The organism is Litoribacter populi, assembly GCF_007483685.1.
Classification (GTDB): domain Bacteria; phylum Bacteroidota; class Bacteroidia; order Cytophagales; family Cyclobacteriaceae; genus Litoribacter; species Litoribacter populi.
In genome coordinates this window covers 572,605-594,127 of record NZ_VMKN01000002.1, presented here as the reverse complement: position 1 = coordinate 594,127, position 21,523 = coordinate 572,605, and the positions used below count along the sequence as shown (strand labels likewise).

Below are 21,523 nucleotides of genomic sequence, written 5' to 3'. Positions count from 1 at the left end.
AAGAGGCTTTTGAGGTTTGGAAATATGTTGAAATGTTGGGATGACGGATGACGGATGACGAATGACCGATGTCGGATGACCGATGACCGATGTTAGAGGCCTTGATCTTTGGCGATTAGTTCAGCAAGGTCATATACCTGCACATCGTTTTCCCGGTTTTTGTTTTTGACTCCGTCAGCCATCATGGTCAGGCAGAATGGGCAGCCTACTGCGATGGCGGATGCGCCGGTTTCAAGGGCCTCTTCCGTTCTTTCTATGTTGATATCCTTTTTGCCTTCTTCAGGTTCCTTGAACATCTGCGCTCCTCCGGCTCCACAACAAAGGCCTTTGGTTCGGCATCTTTTCATTTCTACCAACTCCACGTCTAAAGCTTTGATAACGTCTCTTGGGGCTTCGTACACGTTGTTGGCTCGACCAAGGTAGCAGCTATCGTGGAAGGTGATTTTTTTCCCTTTGAAGTCTCCGCCACCTTTGATAACCACCTTGCCATCATTGATAAGTTGCTGAAGGAAGGTAGAATGGTGGATCACCTCATAGTTTCCTCCCAAAGCTGGGTATTCGTTTTTGATGGTGTTGAAGCAATGGGGACAGGCTGTTACTACTTTCTTAACATTATAGCCATTCATGACTTGGATGTTGCCTACGGCCTGCATTTGGAACAGAAATTCGTTGCCGGCCCTTCTAGCGGGATCGCCTGTGCAGGTTTCCTCAGGCCCGAGAACAGCAAAACTCACTCCTACCTTGTTTAATATTTTTACAAATGCCTGTGTTACGGCTTTATATCTATCATCGAAGGAGCCAGCGCAGCCCACCCAAAAAAGGATTTCCGGCGACTCTCCTGAAGCGGCCATCTCGGCCATTGTTGGTACTTTATATGTTGACATGGGTTGTGTTTTTATAAGTATGATGGATGTCCGGTGTCGGATGTCCGATGTTAGATGATTATTTTTGTTCTTCTTCCTTTACCTTGTCTGCCCAATTGAATCTGTCGGTTGGGGCGAATTTCCATGGGGAGAAGCTGGTTTCTATGTTTTGGAACATGGCGTTCCACTGTGGTGGGGTTCCGCTTTCTTCCATGGCCACATACCTTCTGATATCTAAAATGATGGCCAATGGGTCGATGTTTACCGGACATGCTTCCACGCAGGCGTTACAGCTGGTACAGGCGTTGATTTCTTCCTTGGTGATATAGTCCCCGTAGAGGGACTTGCCATCTTCCAGTCCTTTGCCTCCATTTTCCAGACTAATAGCGACTTCCTCGGCTCTGTCACGGGTGTCCATCATGATCTTTCGTGGAGAAAGCTTCTTGCCGGTAATGTTAGCCGGGCATTGGTCGGTACAGCGTCCACATTCAGTACAGGCAAAAGCGTTCATGACATTTACCCAGCTCAGGTCGTTGACGTCCTTGGCGCCAAATCTCGCAATTTCAGCAGGAGGTTCAGGCGTATTTTCGGTCTGGATGCCCAACATCATATTCACCTCATTGGTTACCTCCTCCATGTTTTTCATCTCGCCTTTAGGCTTAAGGTTGGAGTAGTAAGTATTTGGGAATGCCAGGAAGATGTGCAAATGCTTGGAATAAGTGATGTAAATGGCAAAACCCAATATCCCGATAATGTGCAACCACCAGGCAATTCTTTCAATATAGAAAAGGGTAGTGGCTCCCATGTCGATAAACAACGGTTTGATCAAGCTACTGAAGAATAAACCTTCTATCTGTGTGTAGTGTGCGTAACCCTTGTCGGCCAATGCCTGGTCGGTAGCGTTCATGACCAAAATGGCGGTCATCAAGGTGATTTCTGCAAAAAGGATGAGGTTGGCGTCAAGTTTAGGCCAACCAAAAAGCTCACGAGCGGTAAATCTTCGGATCTTGATAATATTTCTCCTGATCAGGAAAATAACGGAGGCTACTAAGGAACCGAAAGCCAAGAACTCAAATATGTTAAGCGCCACCATATACCAAGTGCCTGTAAATGGAAAGAAATATCGGTGTTGTCCAAAGAGTCCATCAATAACAAATTCCAAAATTTCTATATTGATAATTATAAAGCCTACATAAAGGAACAAGTGAAATATAGCCGGAACAATCCGCTTAAACATCTTCTTTTGGCCAAAGGCCACTAGACCCATGGTTTTCCATCTCTCCCCTGGATTATCAGTCCGGCCGGATTTTTTGCCCAGCATAATGGCTCTTCTGAGGAAGCTGACCCTTTTGTAGAGGACGTATCCTGCCACGATAAAAATCAGCAGAAAAATTATTTGCGGTAAAATACTCATATTGAAATGATTAAATTATTTGGGTTGATTTAGTGTGATTTTTTTTCTTTAAATGATTTGCACCTAAACATTGTTTGCCTACCTTTGCATCACATTACAACGGTGATGTAGCTCAGTTGGTAGAGCATCGGACTGAAAATCCGTGAGTCGGTGGTTCGAATCCACTCATCACCACAAGCCTTGTTTCTCTGAAGCAAGGCTTTTTTATTTTCCAGCCTATCGGACAAAAGCATTAGTGTATTTTTCGGTTTATAGCCCATCATTGTTTCGAATTTACCTTTGCAAAATAGTCAATAGTGCCCATGCATACTATTTATGCCCCTAATTTAAAATCAATCTAAGGTGCATTTGCTTGGCGGTATTAAGGTAAACAATATCCCCGACTTCGGAAACTCATTTTTACTTTTTAAGTTTTCTCCCTACATCCGACATCCGTCATCCGACATCGGTCTTCCATCTTCCATCCTAAATTTTTCCAGATTGAAAAAATATTTCCATCTTTCTGTAACATTTCAATTCCCAGTTCATCACCTCCTTGAATGAAGACATTTTTTGAAGCACAAATCTGGCCCATGAAAGACAAGCTATACCGCATGGCTTTCCTCTGGGTAAAAGACCGGGACGTGGCCAAGGACGCTGTGCAGGAGGTGCTGGAAAAAGCCTGGGTCAAAAGATCTGAACTTCAAAAAATGGACAATCATGCCGGATGGCTGGTGACAGTTCTCAAAAACGAATGTCTGCAGCATTTTCGCCAAGACAAAAAATGGGAAGCCATCGGTGATCGGGAATTTGAAGAACCTGAACAGTCGGAAAGCGAGTTTCCGGAAGCCTACAAGCGGGTGTTTCATTTCCTGGAAAAACTTCCCGAAAAGCATAAGGAAGTATTCATGCTTCGGGAAGTGGAGGGATTGACCTATGAGGAGATCGCGGAATATTTGGAAATCAGTCAGGATCAAGTGAAAGTTAGCCTATTCAGGGCCAGAAAAACATTGAAGGAGTATTTGTTAAACCAAGCAAGGCATGGAAGAAAGAATTGAGCAGCTGTTGCAGAAATACTGGGAAGGGGAGAGCAGCCTGGAGGAAGAAAGTGAATTGCGTGCCCTTTTGCAAAAAGCCGAAGGGTATGAAAGCGAGAAGGCTTTTTTTGGCGAAATAAGTTCTTTTCATAATGAAGAGACTCCAACCCTAGTAAACCCAGCGGCCAAATCATCAGGTGGTTGGGAATGGCTAAAGATTGCCGCTGTAATGGCAGTTTTTCTTTCCGTCACGGCACTGGTATTCCAGATTCAGCAATATCAGGAGCGACAGGAAGAGGCCCTTGCCTATGCACAGGTAATGGAGGCTTTTGAATTGATTAATGAAAATATGAACAAAGGTACCCGGGAACTGGAGGTAATGGAGGAGTTCAGGTATTTGGGTACTCCGTTGGAGCTGTTTGAGGAATAAAGCGGACACAGAGTATAAAAGAGTTGGAATTGAGTTTCGCAGAGCTGCTACGCTGGGAAATACTGGTAGTGTACCAGGCACAAAAATTAAAACTCAGTGAAACTCCTTTAGAACTCCATTTTACTCTGTTTCCCATTTTAAATGATATGAACATGAAAAAGATAATTATAACATTGATTTGCTTGCTAGCCTTTACGGGGGTGCAGGCGCAGGATGATGCCATCGTACGGTTTTTTTCCAAATATATGGAGGACGATCGCTTTTCAAGGGTCTATATCAGTCCCAAGATGATGCAGATGGCAGGGGGATTCATGAAATCCAATGCAGACGGTCAGACCAAAAAGGATGAAAAGGACATGGGCGAGCTCATTTCCAAAGTAAGAGGTATACGGATACTCACCGCTGATAAAGTCGATGGCCTTCCCCTCTACAAGGAAGCCATGGGCACGCTGACTCGAAACAAGTACGAGGACCTCATGGACGTACAGGATAAATCATCCAGCGTCAAGTTTATGGTCCGAGAGGAAGACGGCCGCGTCAAAGAACTGCTGATGATCACCGGTTCGGGCGATAGTTTCACGCTTCTTAGTATGTTGGGGGATTTCACATATCAGGATTTGAATATTCTGGCGGAGAATACCAATATGCCTGGGATGAAGGAGTATGAGAAGGGGAGGAAGTAGGAAGAAGACGGGAGACCGAAGACCGAAGACGGGAGACCGAAGCCCGAGGACCGAACAACGCTGAATTTTGAAGTGGGGCATGTGGTCAGTAGGTGGTGATATTGATTGATAAAGAAATAGTGAAATATAAAAATTGAAGACCATGAAAAAACTAATCTTAGCGGCCTTGTTTTTGGCCATAAACGCATCTGCATTTGCGCAGAGCAAAAGCGTGGACAACCTTTTTGACAAGTATAAGGGGGACAAGGACTTCTTTCACATGGACCTGGGGGGGAGCTTTATGAATTTCGCAAAGGGGCTGAATATTTCCCTTGATGAGGGGAATATGGATGCGATTGCCAAGTCGGTAGAAAGGGTGAAGTTTTTCAAACTGCCTGCCAATAGCCAAACAGCTGCGGCTGATTTTCTCGCTTTGCAGAAAGATCTGGGCAAGGAAAAGTACGAGTTGATGATGGAGACCTCGCAGAAGAACAAGGGAGTATTCATGTACTCCAAAGGCGCCAAGAAAATCCAAGATTTGGTCCTACTGATCAGCGGGGAGGGAAATGACTACATTGTGGTATCACTTCAAGGGGATTTCGATGCCAAAACCTTGTCTGAGGTTAGATAGTGACTCTCAGGGGTTGAAATGGGACACCCGCCACGGCGGCCAGGCAGAGTTTAAAGGAGTTTAAAAGGAGTTTCACAGAGCCTCTTCGCGGAAAAGACAAAGATGAAGTGATAAAACTTCTTCGACTTTGTGACCCTTTTCACTTCTCCCCTTTCCCTATCATCCCCATTACATTATTCAAATTCTCCGCTAAAGTAGGGTGGGCGATGGGGAGGTGGCGGATGACGTCAGCGGTGATGCCCCCTAGCATGGCCATTTGAATGGTTGCGATGATCTCTCCACCATCTATACTGAGAATAGTGGCACCCAGAATCATGCGGTTTTCAGGATTGATTAAAACTTTGAAGAAACCGCGTTTCTCGTCCACTTCCAAAGGACGCCCCGCATGCTTCATCCAGTATTTACCCACCTCGTAAGGGATGCCTTTTTCTTTTGCCTGCTGCTCGTTGAGTCCCACGCGGGCTAACTGAGGGTCTATGAAAATACAATAGGGCATCAAGCGGTCGATTTTGGAGATTTTTTCGTTTTCATACACACACTTAAATACAGTATGCGCATCATGATAGGCCATATGTGTAAAAGGCGTCTCGCCCACCACATCACCTAATGCATATACTCCTTTGCAACTGGTCTCATGGTACTCATCAACCAATATATCTCCCTTCTCATCGGTTTCAATACCTGATTTTTCGAGTTGGAGCTTGTCGGTGGAGGGTTTACGGCCCACAGCCACAAGAAGGTGAGAACCCTCTATTGTGTCGGTTTGCCCATCCTTTTCAATTGTAACTAAAATGCCTGCTCCCTTTTTGGCAACTTTGATAACATTCGAATTGAAACTTGTGCGGATCCCTTCTTCCCTAAAAATCTTACTGACTTCCTCACACACATCGTCATCTTCCTTAGGGACCAACCTTGGGCCCTTATCTAATATAGTCACCTGGCTGCCAAATCTTCTGAACATCTGTGCAAACTCCAGCCCTATGTAGCCACCTCCCATGATGATGAGGTGTTCCGGCGTTTCATCCAGTTCCATAATACTGGTAGAATTTAGAAAAGGAACATCCTGCAATCCATTCATTTTAGGAATAATAGGTTCTGCTCCTGTATCTATAAAAATATGCTCAGCTTCGAGTTCTTCTATTTTTTCGCCTTCATGGATAACCTCTACCTGACGGCAATCTGTAAATCTAGCCAAGCCAATAATGATGGTGACATTTTCCGCCTTGACCAAAGCCTTTTCAGCCCCACCGCGGAAGAGTTCCACGATGTGGTCCTTTCTGGCTTTGATCTTCTTTTGGTCAATCTCAAAACCATTAACATTTACGCCGAAATCAGAAGCCCTGTTCACGAGGTGAGCGACTCTAGCTGAGGCCACCATGGTTTTGGTGGGGGAGCAACCGTCATTGATGCAAGTGCCGCCAATAACCCTTTTCTCGATGAGGGCTACTTTCTTGCCCAAACTGCCTATTTTTTTGGCCAAAGGCATCCCTGATTGGCCTGCGCCAATAATGATCGCATCAAATTTCTGCATCGACGTACTGGTTTAACCTATAAAAATCACTCGGTCACAATTTTCACCCCTTTGTAAAAGGCAACGTGACCTTTAATGTCCTCGGCAGCAGGTTTTGGTTCAGGATAATACCAAGCGGCATTGTCATTCACCTCTCCGTCCACTTCCACATGGTAATATTTGGCCTTACCCTTCCAAGGGCAAGTGCTAGTGTTGGCCGATTCTTTTAAATACTTTTGGTCAACCGCCCCAGCAGGGAAATAGTGGTTGTTTTCTAAGAGGATGGTTTCTTTAGATTCCGCCAGTACTGTGTCATTCCATATTGCTTTCATAATTGGTAAGTTTTGGTATTGGTTTAACCTACCCATCGATAAACTGTTTGTGTTATCCCTGACTTTCTCCTATCAAAAAAACAGTAGGGATTTTATGTAGATCTATTTTCTGCTTTTTCCAATCGTCTATGGTCTGGGTAACGATCATTTCATCGCTGCCGGTGATGTTTTTGGCTATGCAAAGCTTGGTGGTGGGTTGAAGGTTGGCTTTCAGGTCATCGAGTAGGGCGTTGTTCCGAAATGGGGTTTCCATAAAGATTTGGGTTCTTCTCAGTCGAAGAGCTTCCTGTTCCAGGTTTTTGATGGCTTCCACCTTGCTCTTTTTGTCGATAGGCAGATACCCATGAAAGGCAAAAGACTGTCCGCTGAATCCCGAGGCCATCAGGGCCAAAAACATGGAGGACGGTCCTGTTAGAGGCACAACCTGTATTCCATTGCGATGAGCAAAATCCACCGCCACCGCACCAGGGTCAGCTATGCCCGGACAGCCTGCCTCTGAGATTACCCCCATGTCATGCCCATCCATAAGGGGTTTTAACAATTGGCCAACTTGGTGAGGCTTGGTTTTTTTGTCCAAGATCTCCATTTGCAATTCCTCTATGGTGATGCCGAGTCGAAGACTGCTAATGAATCTACGTGCGGTCCGCAGATTTTCCACCGCAAAATGTTTGATATGCGGCAGAACCTCCTTCACCTGTGGGGTGATAACTTTGTCGGCCGTGTCCTCAGCCAATATGCTGGGGATAAGATAAAGCTTTCCTTTTTTTGTCATGCGTTTTGCTCTACTAAAAATGCCCTAATGGTTCTGGCCACCGCATCCGGCTGCTCGGCATGTAGCCAATGTCCAGCATCTTTGAGATGGATAATGTGGCTGTTTGGGAAAAACCTGTCAATGTCCTCACGGTCCTTATCGGTGATGTAATCAGATTTGGCGCCTCCCATAAACAGGGTTGGTTTGTCGAAAGTGTTGTCCGACTCTAGGGCGGTTCCTACTTCTTCAATATTTTCGGTGATGGTTTTCAAATTGATCTTCCACGCAAATCCCCCATCCTTCCTGGTCAGGTTTTTCATAAGGAACTGTCGGATGGGAGCAGAATTGATGTGTTCGGCCAAAGCTTCATCGGCGTCCTTTCTGGATTTGGAATTTTCCAGATCCACAGCATTTAGTCCCTCCAGGATCCTTTCATGATGAACCGGGTAGTGTCTTGGGGAAATATCAGCTACAATCAGCTTCTCCACCTTTTCGGGATAAAGCATGGCGAAATTCATGGCGGTCTTGCCTCCCATGGAGTGACCCATTATGAAGGCGGTGTCAATTCCCTCATCCTCCATGAGCTCTGCAATGTCTTTGGCCATCACTTGGTAGTTCCACTCATCGGAATGTGGAGAGTCCCCATGGTTTCGTTGATCGACCAAGTAAAGGGTAAATTCGCTTTCGAGGTCCCGGGCAATGGTCAGCCAGTTGTCGGCCGATCCAAAGAGTCCGTGCAATATGATCAAGGGCTTTCCTTGCCCTAGTTTTTTAAAATTTAGTTTCATGATTGGTGGTTTAGATTTCCAGTTGACGACGGTACATTTGGATGGTGTTTTCCAATCCATAATACAAGGCGTCGCACACTAAGGCATGGCCAATAGATACCTCGTCAATGAATGGGATAGTTTTGACCAGATAATTAAGGTTGTGAAGATCAAGATCATGTCCAGCATTTAGTCCCAAGCCTAGTTCTTTGGCGATGTTGGCAACTTCAAGGTATGGTTTCACGGCTTCTTCCTTATTTGAATGGAAACCGGTAGCATATGGTTCGGTGTAAAGTTCTACCCTGTCGGTGCCAGTGTTTTTGGCCGGCTCAAAATATTTGGTTTCGGGGTTGATGAAAATGGAAACTCTTGTGCCGTACTCGTGAAGTTCGGCGATGATGTCTTTGAGTTTGTCTTGGTGGGTGATGGTGTCCCAGCCTGAGTTGGAGGTTAGCACATGTGGAGGGTCAGGTACTAAAGTAGCCTGTGCAGGTTTGGCGATGCGGATGATCTCCATGAACCTTTCGTCGGGGTACCCTTCGATGTTAAACTCAGTGGTGACCACGTCCTTGAGTTTCATCACGTCATCGTACCGGATATGCCTTTCATCGGGTCTTGGGTGGACGGTGATGCCTTGGGCGCCGAATTTTTCTGCATCAAGAGCTACTTTTACCACATCGGGATTGTTGCCCCCGCGGGCATTTCTCAAAGTGGCGATTTTGTTAATATTTACGCTTAGTTTGGTCATTTTGAAGAATTAAAACCCTAATTTTGCTTCAAATTTACACATTTAAACACAAAAATCGGGAAATGAGTCTAAAGCAAAGTGTAGAAAGCGAAATTAAGAAGGCCATTTTGGCTAAGGATAAGGATAGGTTGAGAGCCTTGAGGTCTGTGAAATCCCTGATCATGCTGGAAGAGACCAAAACCGGCGGAGACAAGGGAATCTCTGAGGATGAGGAAATGAAACTGTTGACCCGAGCGGCCAAACAGCGAAAAGATTCCGCGGAAATTTACCAGCAACAGAACCGGGAAGACCTGGCGAGTGTTGAGCTTGCGGAATTGGAAGTGATTAACGAATTCCTACCTAAGCAACTGACTGAAGAGGAATTGGAAGCTGAGCTTAAGCAGATCATTGCCCAAGTGGGTGCCGAAGGGCCGAAAGACATGGGTAAAGTGATGGGTGCAGCCACCAAGCAACTGGCTGGCAAGGCTGATGGCAAGTTGATCTCCCAAAAAGTAAAATCTTTATTGGCATAATATATTGAATACGATAGACATCATCATCCTATTTTTATTGGTCATAGGAACTTTCAGCGGTTACCGAAAGGGGCTTTTTATAGGGTTGCTGTCTATCGTTGCTTTTTTTGTGGCCATCATTCTGGGGTTTAGGTTTATGCACTGGGGTGCAGAGATTTTGGCCCAGAATGTTGAAAGCTTCACCTTTATGCTGCCCTTTGTGGCCTTTATCATCATCTTTTTTCTGGTCACCATTACCCTACGCATAGTTGCATACATGATCAAAAAAGCCATTGACTTCACCCTCTTAGGCTCTTTTGACAATCTTGGTGGTGCAGTGCTGGGTTTCTTCAAGTGGGCCTTTATGATCAGTTTGCTGTTTTGGGTGGGCAAATCCTTTGAGTATGAGATTCCCGAAAGCAGGGTGGCCGATGCGGTGGTGTACCCTTGGGTGGCTCCGATTGCTCCGGCCACGGTGCAGGTTTTGGAAACTTACACCCCTATGATTGACCACTCCATTAATTCGATTCGCAAACTTGTAGAGATAGATTCCGGTGCTGTTGTTGATAGATAATTTCGATTCGTTTTCCTATATATTGGCTGATTACCTTAGGCAGGCGGGAGCTGAGCTCAAGGTGGTCCGTAATGATGTATCCTTGGAGGAGCTTCAAAAGGAATCCTATGAAGGGCTGATTCTTTCCCCCGGACCGGAAACCCCCGATCGGGCCGGAAACCTATTGCAGATTTTGGAATATTATCAGGACAAATTGCCAGTGCTAGGGATTTGCTTAGGGCATCAGGCAATTGGCGAGGCTTTTGGGGCCAAGCTTGTGAAGGGAAAAGTGCCTGTTCACGGTAAGGTCCACGAAGTAAAGAAAGTTACTGAACATCCCCTGCTGGATGGGTTGCCCGATAGATTCAAGGTTACCCGTTACCATTCTTTGGAGTTGAAGGAATTACCTACCGAACTGCAGGTGCTTTTGGAAACCGATGCTGGGGAAGTGATGGCTATAGCGCACCGGTTTTTGCCCATGGTAGGGATACAATTTCACCCCGAGGCTTACCTTACGGAATATGGTTTGGAGATGCTGAGAAATTGGGTTAGGATTTATGTGGAGGAGAAAAGGATAACCACAAAGGTAGAATTACAGCATTAAAAAAATCAAACCGCAAAGAACGCGTAGAAACGCTAAGGGGAAAAAAAGGAAAAGGAGTTGAAATTGAAGTAATTCTTTGCGCACCTTTGCGCCCTTTGCGGTTAGGTATTGTAAGGTTCAATAATTGTTTACCCACCCAATCCATCCTTCCTTCATATCTAGTTTTGTCCGCGAAGAAGACTCCGTGAAACTCGGTGCCGAACTCCGCGAAACTCTGTGTCCCTTTTCTCACACCCTAACTTTCCTCCCAAATCCAAACAACCCATAGTGGAATCACGTTTTATATTATGGATTCAATTTTATATCTTTAAATCATGCAGGCATACGAATTTATCAATAACATGATTCCTCCCTTAAAATTTACCGACAAGGTGAAGATGGCACTTTCGTGGATGGAGGAAATCAGGACTAATGTATTGCCTGTAGTACATGAGGGAGAATTTAAGGGTCTGATCACCGATGAACAGATCTACAACCTCAACAATCCCGAACTGTCCATTCAGGAAGTGGAGATGGAAGCTCAATCATGTTTTGTTTTCAAAGACAAGCATATCTATGATGTGTTACGGGTCGCTTCTGAATTTCAATCCAACATGGTAGCCGTGATCGACAGGGAAAATGTGTACCATGGTGTGATCACTTTGGAAGATGCCATTTCAGCTTTTGCCGACACGCTTTCCATTCAGTCGCAAGGTGGTGTTTTGATTCTTTCCATGTACATGACAGATTATAGCCTTCATGAGATTGCTCGGGTGATAGAGTCTGAAAATGCCAAGGTTTTGAGTAACTTCATCAGCAACGATCCTTTGGATGACAGTAAGATCAAAGTGACTTTGAAGGTTGACAAAAATGAACTTCGCCATATCAAGGCTACTTTGGAGCGTTTTGGCTATAAGGTCATCGACCATTACCAGGAAGAACCCAGTGTCAGCGGAGAGTACGACCGCCTGGGCAACCTGCTGAGATTTTTGGATATTTAAATTGATGAAATGAACGTAACCCTTCATGGGCTCAACTTTCAAAAGGAGTTTGTGCCTTATATTGAACAATTGCTTTCGGTTTTGCATCATCACGGTGCAAAAATTTTTTTTACAGAACCTTTCCATAAATTCTTCAAAAAAACCGGTGCCAAATCGCCTGATTTTGAGGTGCTTTCCAAAAGTAAGCATCTGCAGACCATGGATTTTGTGATCTCGGTGGGCGGGGATGGTACTTTTCTTGATACGGTATCATGGGTTGGAGCTAACCAGATTCCGATTTTGGGCATCAACACAGGCCGATTGGGTTTTTTGGCCACTATAGCCAAGGAGGAAGTGGAAAAGGCCATTCAAGTTCTTTTTGAAAAACACTATACGATTGAGGATAGAACGTTGATTGGTCTGGAGACCAACAAGTCACTTTTCAACGGGATCACTTACGGACTGAATGAATTTACCATCCACAAGCGTGATACTTCCTCGATGGTGACGGTACATACCTACATCGACGGGGAGTACCTTAATAGTTATTGGGCTGATGGCCTGATAGTGTCCACTCCTACGGGGAGTACAGGTTACTCGCTGAGTTGTGGGGGTCCACTGATCACCCCAAGGGCAAAAAACTTTGTGCTTACCCCAGTAAGTCCGCATAATCTTAACGTAAGGCCTATGATCGTGCCGGACGACTGCAGGATCAGTTTTGATATTGAGGGGAGGAGTAAGAAGTTCTTGGTCTCCCTTGATTCCAGGTCCACGGCAGTGTCTGCCGGCATCAAGCTTACAGTCCGAAAAGAAGACTTTGTCGCCAAGCTCGTGAAGTTTAATGATTACAACTTCTTTGACACCCTGCGGCAGAAGTTGAATTGGGGATTGGATATGAGGAATTAGGATGTCGGGTGTGGGATGTCGGATGTGGGGTGTCGGATGACCGATGTCGGAAGACCGAAGACCGTGTCATGTCCTGATATAGCTTGACTGTTACAGATAAACATGACAGATTATGGCAAAAAGTGAAAGAAAAGTGGTCCGGTACGGCATTGGATTCAAAAAAATGGTAGTTTCGGAATTAGAGGAGGGAGCCTCGGTTGGCTTCCTCCAAAAGAAGTACGGAATAGGCGGGGCTGCCACCATCCAAGGTTGGGCCAAGCGTTTCGGTAAATACCAATTGTTGAACAAAATTGTACGGATAGAGAATATGTCTGACCAGAACAGGTTAAAAAAACTTGAGGAAGAACTGAAAGCCACAAAAATTGCCCTGGCTGACTCCCTGATTGCTAAACAGTGTCTTGAGGCGCTAATAGAAGAGGCCAACAAGGAGTATAAAACTGATCTAAAAAAAAACTTTGGGTCAGATGCGTCAGCAAAAAAAGGGGAGAACTGAGTATAAGGACACTTTGCAGGTATTTCGGTTACTCGACTTCAGCATATTACAGCCGCGTGAAGCAGTTGGCCAGACAAGAAGTGGACAGAACCCTTATTCTTGAAATGGCCCGCAGGGTAAGGAAAAACCACCCCAGGATGGGCAGTAAAAAGGTCTACAGGCTTCTGGAAGCTAATATCAGGGATATTGACCCTGGGATGGGAAGGGACAAGTTTCTAGCCTTGCTCAGACAGGAAGGGCTTTTGGTAATCCGCAAAAAGAAATATGCGGTAACCACCCAGACCTTCTACAGGTACCACCAGTACAAAGACCATTTCAACGGTAAGACCTGGAATATGCCTGGGCAAGCCTGGGTTTGCGACATTACCTACATCAGGGTGCGGGATACGTTTAAATACCTGTTTTTGATGACAGATGCATTCAGCCGCAAAATTGTCGGCTGGCACCTGGCTGGGACATTGGAGTCTAAGTGGGCTGTAGAGGCGGCAAAAATGGCCATAAAACAGTGTTCCAGTACGGCTGGGCTGGTGCACCACTCGGACAGGGGGTTCCAGTATTGCAGCAAAAACTATATAAACCTGTTGAAAAAGAATGGTATTATCACTAGCATGGGCCAGGCGGGATACTGTTACGATAATGCAATGGCTGAGAGGGTCAACGGTATTCTAAAAGAAGAATATGGGTTGGATTTGACTTATCAGAGCGGTGCAGAAGCTTTTACGGCTGTCAAGCAGGCGGTAAAGTTTTACAATGAGGGAAGGCCACATTGGTCACTTAAGTTGGAAATTCCAGCAAGGGTTCATGACCGGCCGGAACTTCACCCCTCCCATAAACGCAAAGATAGTTTTAGCCGAGAACCTGTCAAGGCTAAATGAACTCCGCTCCGCTCCGGCCTTGACAGAACCCCGGCTAAAACTGGTGTTGCATTTAGGAGAGAGTTGAAAGAAAAAAAGTGTCAAGTAAATTTAGGACGTGACACCGGTGAACCTGGTACCTGGTACTTTGTACAATAAATGCTTTTAACATATATTAACCCGGTAAATACCAGGGTAGGTTTTTAATTCGTTTACTACTTTATAAATTGCATCGACTTGAAAAGAGCCAAATTCTATTATGTCTGTTTGGGATTGATTTTAGCAACTTTTGTGCTGTCGCACAAAACCGCTGCTCAACAGTATGAAATTGGTTTCGGGTTGGGTGGTTCGACCTATACCGGAGACATGATCCGGCGTATAGATCCCTCTCAGTCCGGCCTTCAAGGAACGTTATTTGGCAGACGAAATTTTGATAATGTGTGGAGCTTGCGAGGAGGCTTGGCCATTGGCCGGCTCAATGCGGCAGACAGCGTACGTCCTATCGATGCGATGGCCCTGGAAAGAAATGCAGCCTTCAGAGGCACTATGGTGGAAACCCATCTGATGATGGAGTATTACTTTCTGGACTTTCTCAATCCTCAATCCACGGTAAGGTTTTCCCCTTTTGCCATGTTTGGTGTGGGATTCGCCTTCTTTATGGGTAGAGAGGATCAGTTGGGATTCAACAATACCAATTATTATGTTGGTACTCCTGTGATCCCTTTTGGGCTTGGTGTAAAGTATAAGGTGAAAGACAGATTGTTTATGACCTTAGAATTTGGTGCCAGAGCTACCTTTACGGATTACATCGACCGGATAGAACATAATCCTGAATATTTTCACCCTAGGGTAATTCCTATAGGTGGAGATGAATACTTACCCAATCCGAACGCCCTAACCTTCGGAGATAGGGACAATAAGGACTGGTATTACTTTTTAGGTCTTACGGTCAGCTACTCCTTCCATCAAGTCAAATGCTTTAATTTTAATTAATTGGCTATTTAAAATAGATAATTGAAAAAGAAATAGCATTTTTGTACCCTGAATTTTATAAGACAGGAACAAAAAGGAATGATAGAAGCGATTGACAAGGACAACATCCCCCGTCATATAGCTGTCATCATGGATGGCAACGGGAGATGGGCACAGAAGAAAGGTGCAATGCGGATCTTTGGGCACAAAAATGCCCTTACAGCCGTAAAGGACACTATCGAGGGTGCCAGTGACCTAGGTGTAGAATACCTGACCCTGTATGCATTTTCGACCGAAAACTGGTCAAGACCTCAAGACGAGGTAAATGCCCTGATGGAGTTGCTCGTAAACACCATAGCGGGCGAGGTGCCAAATATGATGGAAAACAACATCCGTCTCATCTCAATAGGGGACATTCAGAGCCTTCCCCGAAAATGCCAAAAAAACCTCCAAAACGCAAAAGATAAAACTTCCCAAAACACCGGTTTGACCGTGGTGCTGGCTTTAAGCTATAGCGGCCGCTGGGAAATCCAGGATGCGGTAAAACAGATTGTCAAAAAAGTCGCCAACCAAGAACTATGTGCAGAGGACATCACCCAAGAGTTGATCTCCGAGCATTTGAATACAAAGGGGCTGCCGGATCCCGAACTGTTGGTGAGAACCAGCGGGGAATTGAGGACAAGTAATTTTCTCATTTGGCAGATGGCTTATACAGAGCTTTATTTTACGGAGATACTCTGGCCGGACTTTAGAAAAGAACATTTGTTCGAGGCCGTACTGGATTATCAAAAAAGAGAAAGACGTTTCGGCAAAACCGGAGCGCAGATTAAATCATAATTTGATGAAGAGAATTTTAATAGTCTTACTTTTCCTTATCTATGCGGGAAATACCTTCGGCCAGATTCGCCTGGGACAAAGTAGGTACACCCAACAGAAGCCGGTAGACATATTACAATTAGATTACACCAAACCCCAGACCTTTACGATTGCCGGAATTTCCGCAGTGGGACTTACCACTTTGGATGAGAATGCTATTATCTCCCTATCAGGCCTCAAAGTAGGTGACCGCATCAGTGTACCAGGTGATGAGGTTTCAGCTGCTTTGAAGAAACTGTGGGGACAGGGTATCATAGGTGATGTGAAAATCTTAGTCACCAAAATTGAAGGTGAGGATATTCACCTGTTGCTTGAACTTACCGAAAGACCAAGATTTAGCCGGGTGGAATTTACTGGGGTAAATAAAACTCAGGAAAGTGAGCTTCGCGATAAGATCAAAATCAGGGGCAGGGTAGTGCGTGATGATGTGTTGAACAATGCACAGCGTAACATCAGACAGTACTTTGTAGATAAGGGTTTCCTCAATACCGAGGTGAAAGTAACCCAAGTTAGGGATGAGACCCTACCCAACAGCGTTCTTTTAAGATTTGATGTTGTTAAGAATTCAAAAGTAAGAATCAATGAAATAAGCATTTCCGGAAATGAGAATATCTCTGACGGGAGAATCAAAAGAAAGCTTAAAAACACCAATGAACATGCTCGTGTTCATATTTTCAAGGATCTATATTCCCGTCTTACCAATGCCAGACCTCAGGATGTAAAAGAGGCGATTGTGTATAGAAATCCGGTTTCTGATGAAGATGTGAAGCTTTATATGAACAAGAACTTCAAGCTTAACTTCTTCAATTCTTCTAAATATGTTGCAAAAGACTTTAAAGAAGACAGAGAAGGCCTGATCAATTTTTATCAAACTAGAGGGTATAGAGATGCTGCAGTATTGAGAGATACAGTGTACAGTTTCGGTAAAAATACCATCAATATTGACATTGATGTAGAAGAAGGCAATCAGTATTATTATAGAAACATTACTTTCACAGGTAACTACATCCATGACGATGAAGTGTTGAGAACCAAGTTGGGCATTACTAAAGGTGATATTTACAATAAGGAAAGACTTGAGAAAAGGCTTAACTATGATCCTCAGAGAGGTGATGATGTCAGTTCCCTTTACCAGGATGAGGGTTATCTTTTCTTCCAGATTGATCCGGTAGAGGTAAATGTGCAGGCGGATTCCATTGATATTGAAATGAGGGTCTTTGAAGGTCCGCAAGTGACTGTGAACAGTGTGGCCATAGAAGGTAATGAGCGTACATCCGATCACGTGGTGATGAGGGAGATCAAAATTCTTCCTGGCCAGAAATTTAACAGAGCGGCCTTGGTTAGGACTATCCGTGAACTTTCCCAGCTGGGTTACTTTGATCCAGAGACGATTGATCCGGATATGCGTCCAAATTTTGAAGATGCCACTGTGGATATCATTTTCAAACTTGAAGAAAGACCAAATGACCAGATTGAACTCTCAGGAGGTTGGGGTGGATTCTTCGGATTTGTAGGTACAGTCGGGTTGGTATTCAATAACTTCTCGGTGAAAAACATCGGCAACTTCAGCAAATGGAGACCATTGCCAGTAGGTGACGGACAAAAACTTTCCCTAAGAGTACAGGCCAACGGTCCAAACTTCCAGAACTATAGTTTCTCCCTTACCGAACCATGGTTTGGTGGCAAGAAACCAAATGCTTTAAGCTTTAGTGTCAATCACTCCATCCAGCGCCAGATGAACTGGGGCGGCATGGGCATGGGTGGCATGATGGGCATGGGCGGCATGGGTATGGGTGGCATGGGCGGCATGGGCGGTGGAGCAGGTTTTGGAGAAGAGTTGGGTTACTTCAAGATTACCGGTGCGACTTTAGGTCTGGCCAGAAGGGTAACTTGGCCTGATGATTATTTCTTCTTCAGCAACTCCCTTCAGTTCCAGGTTTATGAATTCAATGAATTCGGAAACATGTTCGGACTTAGTTATAATACCGGTAGAGCAAATAGCTTGAACTGGAATACCACGGTATCGAGAAATAACGTGGATAGTCCGATTTTCCCGAGGTTCGGGTCTAACATCTCCTTGAGTGCTGACTTTACTCCGCCTTATACTACTATGAATCCAAACGTGAACCGTGAGTCTCCGGATGAAGAAAGGTTCAAGTGGTTGGAATATCATAAGTGGATGTTTGATGCGACTTTCTATACTCCGGTATTGGGGATGAATAAACTTGTAGTGAGTGCCAGAACCCACATGGGTTTCTTGGGATCCTATGGTGATGGAGTCGGTATCATTCCTCTTGAAAGATTCGTAATGGGTGGTGATGGTATGACCTTCAACAACTTTGCGCTTGGTAGAGAAATTATCGGTTTGAGAGGTTATGAAAATCAATCCCTTGTAGGGACTAATCAAATGGGACGACCTGGACAAGGTGGTGGTGGTGTGGCTTACAACAAGCATGTAATGGAACTTAGATTCTTAGTATCCCCAAATCCATCAGCAACAATCTTCCTTTTAGGTTTTGCGGAAGCGGGTAATGTTTGGGGTGATTATGCTAATTTTAACCCGTATGATTTGAAGAAATCAGCAGGTTTTGGTGCTAGGATCTTTATGCCAGCATTTGGTCTATTGGGTATTGATTGGGGGTATGGATTTGATCCTATGCCAGGTCAGAGACAGCCAAGTGGAGGACAATTCCACTTTACCATCGGGCAACAGTTTAGATAAAATATGTTAAATCGTCTAAAATTATTACTTTTGTTCTGCTTATTTACGTTTGCTTCTTATGGGCAAAAAATAGGCTATGTGGACTCGGAGTATATTTTAAACAAACATCCCGAATACAAAGAAGTACAGAGTGAAATGGAATCCATCGGTTCGGAGTGGCGGAAAGAAGCGAAAGCTTTGACAGATGAGATCCGCGAAATGTATAATGCCCTCAAAGCGGAAGAAGTCCTGCTTACGGAAGAGATGTACGAAGAAAGGCTAGCCCTGATCAAAGAAAAGGAAAAGGCCGCCAATGCTTTCAACAGCCGTGTTTTTGGAGCCAACGGGCAATATTACCAAAAACAGGCTGAGTTGCTACAGCCGCTGCAGTCAAAGATATTTGACGCCATAGAGCGGGTGAGCAGGCGAAATGGGCTGGCAATACTGTTTGACAAGGCCTCCAGTCTTTCGATGATCTACACCGATCCAAGGCATGATTATTCCGAGTTTGTAATTGAAGAATTAGGATTAGAAGAAAATTAAAAATAAATCAACAAATTAAAACCTAGACTATGAAAGCAAGAATTATCCTTTCAGCTATCGCTGTATTTTGCTTAGGATTTGCGGCTCAAGCCCAACAAGATTTAAAAATCGGATACACTAACATTGATTACATCATGGATTTGATGCCAGAAATGGAGCAAATCGGAGCTGATATTCAAGATTACAGTACCCAACTGGGCACACAGATGCAAACTAAGCAGCAGGATTTCCAAAGACAAGTTCAGACTTACCAACAGTCTGCACAGACTATGACTGAAGAAGCAAGAGCTCAGAAAGAGCAGGAGCTTCAGAAGATGTCTGAAGAGATCCAAAGATACGAGAGAGACGCACAGTCTTCTTACCAGAGAAAACTTCAGGAATTGCTTGAGCCAGTACAGACGAAGGTATTCAACGCGATCAACTCGGTAGCTGCTGAAAACAATTACACGCACGTATTCTCTGAGACTGCGGGTCAAGCTCCAGTGTTGCTTTACACAAGAGATGATGACAACTTCACTGATTTGGTATTGGCTAAGCTTGGGGTATCTGCTCCAGCTGACGGACAGGCTACTCCAGGTCAGAACGTACCTACTCCTGGTCAGAACCAGTAATTAGAGATAATATAGCAATAGAAAAGCCGATCATGAGAATGATCGGCTTTTTTGGTGTTTAGGAGGGTTCACCACAGATTACACGGATTTGATATATGATTGAACAACGGAACAACGCTAAGAAACGCCATCCTTAAAACCTTAACCCAGGCCGAAGGCCGCTTAAACCCTTAAACCTCGTCTAAAAGTATATTCTTATTCACCCAATCCATCTCTTCCTCACGGATGGTGTGTTGGGGGTCTTCGAAGATTAGGGTTTTGACATTGGCGCCCATTTTTTCTATGAGCTTAGCGGAATCTTGGATTCGGGAGAGGGGGACGTGCATGTCGCGGTTGCTGCTACCGATGAAGACTTTGGTGCCGGCAAAGTCACCCTGGTATTTTTCTTCCCTGATCTTTTCACCTATCAGGCCACCGGTAAAAGCTATCACTCCTCCATACTTTGAAGCATGCTGTGCGGCATATTCCAAGGCTAAACATGCTCCTTGCGAAAAGCCAATAAAAAAGATATCCTCTGAATCGAAGCCTTGTTCCATACATTCCTGAACCAATTCTCCGATTTGCTTTATAGCTTGGCTAAAAGCAGGTTCGTTTTGTGCGTCGGGGGCCATGAAACTGTATGGGTACCAAGTGCCGTTTTGGGCATTCGGAGCCAGTAAAGCAAAGCCTTCCAGATTTAAATAATCCTTTAGGCTTAAAATGCTATTTGCATTGGCACCTCTGCCATGTATCATAATGGCTACCTTATTGGCTTCCTGCAATGAAAGTCCTTCTCGGCTGATTTCAGACATATTGGTTTACGTTTAATTTAACTTCTGGAAGTTGTGACTCGATTTTGTCCCGCTGAGGTTCTACCCATGACGGAAGTTTCAAGGCCTCACCCAAATGTTTCACTTCTTCGTCCACGGCAAATCCAGGTTCGTCGGTGGCAATTTCAAACAACACCCCTCCTGGCTCTCTGTAGTAAATTGATTTGAAGTAATTTCTATCTTTGACCTCAGTCACCTGCACGCCATTTTCCATCAGCTTACGCTGAATTTTAAGCTGGGTGTCTTCATTGTCAGTTCTAAAAGCAATGTGGTGCACTGTTCCGGCGCTTTGCATTCCCGGTCTGCCGCTTTTGTCCAATACAATGTCAATGATATCTCCCGGCTCGCCTTTAGTGCCATAGCGGTACCTTCCATTTTCCTCTCCTATAAAGCGGTAGTCCATCAGTTCGGTCAAAAGCTTCTCTGTAAGGTCTTTTGCCCGCAGATTAAGCGTAGCTCCATAAAAACCCAAGATGGCTTTGTCAGCAGGGATATGGCCATATGTCCAGGGTTTCCTGCTGTCCTTGTCCGTGGCAATCAATTCTATTCCCAGACCATCATGATCTTCAAACCTGATCAAAGCCTCCCCAAAGCGGGTTTGCTCGTCTGAGTGGGTCACCTGATATTTATCCAGCCTAGACTTCCAATATTCCAGTGCATCTTTGGGAATGGAAAATGCCGTATAAGTCAGTTCTCCTGCACCCTTGGTCCCTTTCCTGGCTCCCTTGAATGGGAAGAAGGTTAAGATCGTACTTGGGCTTCCCAGTTCATCGCCGTAGTACAAATGGTACACGTCCGGGGCGTCAAAGTTGATGGTCTTTTTCACCATCCTCAAACCGAGGATTCCGGTGTAAAAATCAACGTTCTTCTGAGGATCTCCTGCGATGGCTGTGATATGGTGGATTCCGGTTACAAGTGGGTTCATGGTAGGGGTAAATTTAAAAACCACAGAGGACCAGAGATGCAGAGAAATTTGTTATTTATTTCTTTGTGTCCTCTGATTCTCTGCGGTTAAATTTTATTATTT

General features: G+C 44.8%; 25 protein-coding genes and 1 tRNA gene. 17 read left to right on the top strand and 9 right to left on the bottom strand.

What is annotated here, in order from left to right; all coding sequences use genetic code 11:
- Nucleotides 1-92: 92 nt before the first annotated feature.
- Nucleotides 93-884 (bottom strand): (Fe-S)-binding protein, encoded by a 792-nt coding sequence (locus FPL27_RS18330; protein ID WP_143962674.1) that lies wholly within the window; start codon nt 882-884, stop codon nt 93-95.
- A gap of 58 nt (nt 885-942) precedes the next feature.
- Nucleotides 943-2,277, bottom strand: coding sequence for a 4Fe-4S dicluster domain-containing protein (locus tag FPL27_RS18325; RefSeq protein WP_143962673.1), 1,335 nt, complete (start codon nt 2,275-2,277; stop codon nt 943-945).
- Between the two features lie 101 nt (nt 2,278-2,378).
- Between FPL27_RS18325 and FPL27_RS18320 the strand changes: the two genes are divergently transcribed.
- The 5 genes from FPL27_RS18320 (at nt 2,379) to FPL27_RS18300 (ending at nt 5,016) form a co-directional block, all read left to right on the top strand.
- Nucleotides 2,379-2,451: transfer RNA gene (locus FPL27_RS18320), tRNA-Phe, on the top strand.
- Between the two features lie 398 nt (nt 2,452-2,849).
- A complete protein-coding gene (locus tag FPL27_RS18315; RefSeq protein ID WP_317129456.1) occupies nt 2,850-3,314 on the top strand; it encodes an RNA polymerase sigma factor in 465 nt (154 codons plus the stop codon).
- A complete protein-coding gene (locus FPL27_RS18310) occupies nt 3,298-3,723 on the top strand; it encodes a hypothetical protein (protein ID WP_143962671.1) in 426 nt (141 codons plus the stop codon). The genes FPL27_RS18315 and FPL27_RS18310 overlap by 17 nt, the downstream gene beginning before the upstream one ends.
- Nucleotides 3,724-3,875: 152 nt before the next feature.
- The gene (locus FPL27_RS18305; RefSeq protein WP_143962670.1) at nt 3,876-4,406 is read left to right on the top strand and encodes a DUF4252 domain-containing protein; all 531 of its coding nucleotides are present in this window, start codon (nt 3,876-3,878) and stop codon (nt 4,404-4,406) included.
- 142 nt (nt 4,407-4,548) lie between these two features.
- A complete protein-coding gene (locus tag FPL27_RS18300) occupies nt 4,549-5,016 on the top strand; it encodes a DUF4252 domain-containing protein (RefSeq protein WP_143962669.1) in 468 nt (155 codons plus the stop codon).
- Nucleotides 5,017-5,155: 139 nt separating this feature from the next.
- Here the strand turns inward: FPL27_RS18300 and FPL27_RS18295 are convergent, their stop codons facing one another.
- The 5 genes from FPL27_RS18295 to FPL27_RS18275 are packed head-to-tail and all read right to left on the bottom strand — an operon-like array spanning nt 5,156 to nt 9,124.
- Complete coding sequence (locus FPL27_RS18295) at nt 5,156-6,547, bottom strand: mercuric reductase (protein WP_143962668.1); 1,392 nt, start codon at nt 6,545-6,547, stop codon at nt 5,156-5,158.
- 26 nt (nt 6,548-6,573) lie between these two features.
- Nucleotides 6,574-6,858, bottom strand: a complete 285-nt coding sequence (locus FPL27_RS18290) for a DUF427 domain-containing protein (protein ID WP_185974418.1) — start codon at nt 6,856-6,858, stop codon at nt 6,574-6,576.
- Between the two features lie 52 nt (nt 6,859-6,910).
- Nucleotides 6,911-7,630, bottom strand: a complete 720-nt coding sequence (locus FPL27_RS18285) for an SAM-dependent methyltransferase (protein WP_143962667.1) — start codon at nt 7,628-7,630, stop codon at nt 6,911-6,913.
- Nucleotides 7,627-8,397 (bottom strand): alpha/beta fold hydrolase, encoded by a 771-nt coding sequence (locus FPL27_RS18280; protein WP_143962666.1) that lies wholly within the window; start codon nt 8,395-8,397, stop codon nt 7,627-7,629. Before FPL27_RS18280 ends, FPL27_RS18285 begins: the two co-directional genes overlap by 4 nt.
- A 10-nt stretch (nt 8,398-8,407) precedes the next feature.
- Nucleotides 8,408-9,124 (bottom strand): pyridoxine 5'-phosphate synthase, encoded by a 717-nt coding sequence (locus FPL27_RS18275; protein ID WP_143962665.1) that lies wholly within the window; start codon nt 9,122-9,124, stop codon nt 8,408-8,410.
- A 62-nt stretch (nt 9,125-9,186) separates the two neighbouring features.
- On the opposite strand from FPL27_RS18275, the gene FPL27_RS18270 reads away from it, so the two are divergent.
- From FPL27_RS18270 to FPL27_RS18215, 12 genes are all read left to right on the top strand, one after another.
- Nucleotides 9,187-9,636, top strand: a complete 450-nt coding sequence (locus FPL27_RS18270) for a GatB/YqeY domain-containing protein (protein ID WP_143962664.1) — start codon at nt 9,187-9,189, stop codon at nt 9,634-9,636.
- Between the two features lie 4 nt (nt 9,637-9,640).
- The gene (locus FPL27_RS18265; RefSeq protein ID WP_143962663.1) at nt 9,641-10,189 is read left to right on the top strand and encodes a CvpA family protein; all 549 of its coding nucleotides are present in this window, start codon (nt 9,641-9,643) and stop codon (nt 10,187-10,189) included.
- A complete protein-coding gene (locus FPL27_RS18260; RefSeq protein WP_143962662.1) occupies nt 10,170-10,772 on the top strand; it encodes an anthranilate synthase component II in 603 nt (200 codons plus the stop codon). The genes FPL27_RS18265 and FPL27_RS18260 overlap by 20 nt, the downstream gene beginning before the upstream one ends.
- 314 nt (nt 10,773-11,086) lie before the next feature.
- Nucleotides 11,087-11,752 (top strand): CBS domain-containing protein, encoded by a 666-nt coding sequence (locus FPL27_RS18255; protein WP_143962661.1) that lies wholly within the window; start codon nt 11,087-11,089, stop codon nt 11,750-11,752.
- A gap of 9 nt (nt 11,753-11,761) precedes the next feature.
- Nucleotides 11,762-12,637: an NAD kinase gene (locus tag FPL27_RS18250; RefSeq protein ID WP_143962660.1), complete on the top strand. Its 876-nt coding sequence runs from the start codon at nt 11,762-11,764 to the stop codon at nt 12,635-12,637.
- Between the two features lie 112 nt (nt 12,638-12,749).
- A complete protein-coding gene (locus FPL27_RS18245) occupies nt 12,750-13,130 on the top strand; it encodes a transposase (RefSeq protein WP_143960946.1) in 381 nt (126 codons plus the stop codon).
- Nucleotides 13,127-14,005: an IS3 family transposase gene (locus tag FPL27_RS18240; RefSeq protein ID WP_143960947.1), complete on the top strand. Its 879-nt coding sequence runs from the start codon at nt 13,127-13,129 to the stop codon at nt 14,003-14,005. The genes FPL27_RS18245 and FPL27_RS18240 overlap by 4 nt, the downstream gene beginning before the upstream one ends.
- A 216-nt stretch (nt 14,006-14,221) precedes the next feature.
- Complete coding sequence (gene porG / locus FPL27_RS18235) at nt 14,222-14,977, top strand: type IX secretion system protein PorG (RefSeq protein WP_143962659.1); 756 nt, start codon at nt 14,222-14,224, stop codon at nt 14,975-14,977.
- A 57-nt stretch (nt 14,978-15,034) separates the two neighbouring features.
- On the top strand, nt 15,035-15,793 hold the full coding sequence (locus FPL27_RS18230) for an isoprenyl transferase (RefSeq protein WP_262712103.1): 759 nt from the start codon (nt 15,035-15,037) through the stop codon (nt 15,791-15,793).
- A 4-nt stretch (nt 15,794-15,797) separates the two neighbouring features.
- Entirely contained in the window at nt 15,798-18,554 is a 2,757-nt protein-coding gene (locus FPL27_RS18225) for a BamA/OMP85 family outer membrane protein (protein WP_143962657.1), read from the top strand.
- Between the two features lie 3 nt (nt 18,555-18,557).
- Complete coding sequence (locus tag FPL27_RS18220; protein WP_143962656.1) at nt 18,558-19,076, top strand: OmpH family outer membrane protein; 519 nt, start codon at nt 18,558-18,560, stop codon at nt 19,074-19,076.
- A 29-nt stretch (nt 19,077-19,105) separates the two neighbouring features.
- Nucleotides 19,106-19,687, top strand: coding sequence for an OmpH family outer membrane protein (locus tag FPL27_RS18215; protein WP_143962655.1), 582 nt, complete (start codon nt 19,106-19,108; stop codon nt 19,685-19,687).
- Between the two features lie 170 nt (nt 19,688-19,857).
- Here FPL27_RS18215 and FPL27_RS18210 read toward each other — a convergent pair whose 3' ends face one another.
- Nucleotides 19,858-20,478: an alpha/beta hydrolase gene (locus FPL27_RS18210; RefSeq protein WP_143962654.1), complete on the bottom strand. Its 621-nt coding sequence runs from the start codon at nt 20,476-20,478 to the stop codon at nt 19,858-19,860.
- Nucleotides 20,471-21,421, bottom strand: coding sequence for a ring-cleaving dioxygenase (locus tag FPL27_RS18205; RefSeq protein ID WP_143962653.1), 951 nt, complete (start codon nt 21,419-21,421; stop codon nt 20,471-20,473). The genes FPL27_RS18210 and FPL27_RS18205 overlap by 8 nt, the downstream gene beginning before the upstream one ends.
- Nucleotides 21,422-21,523: the final 102 nt, after the last annotated feature.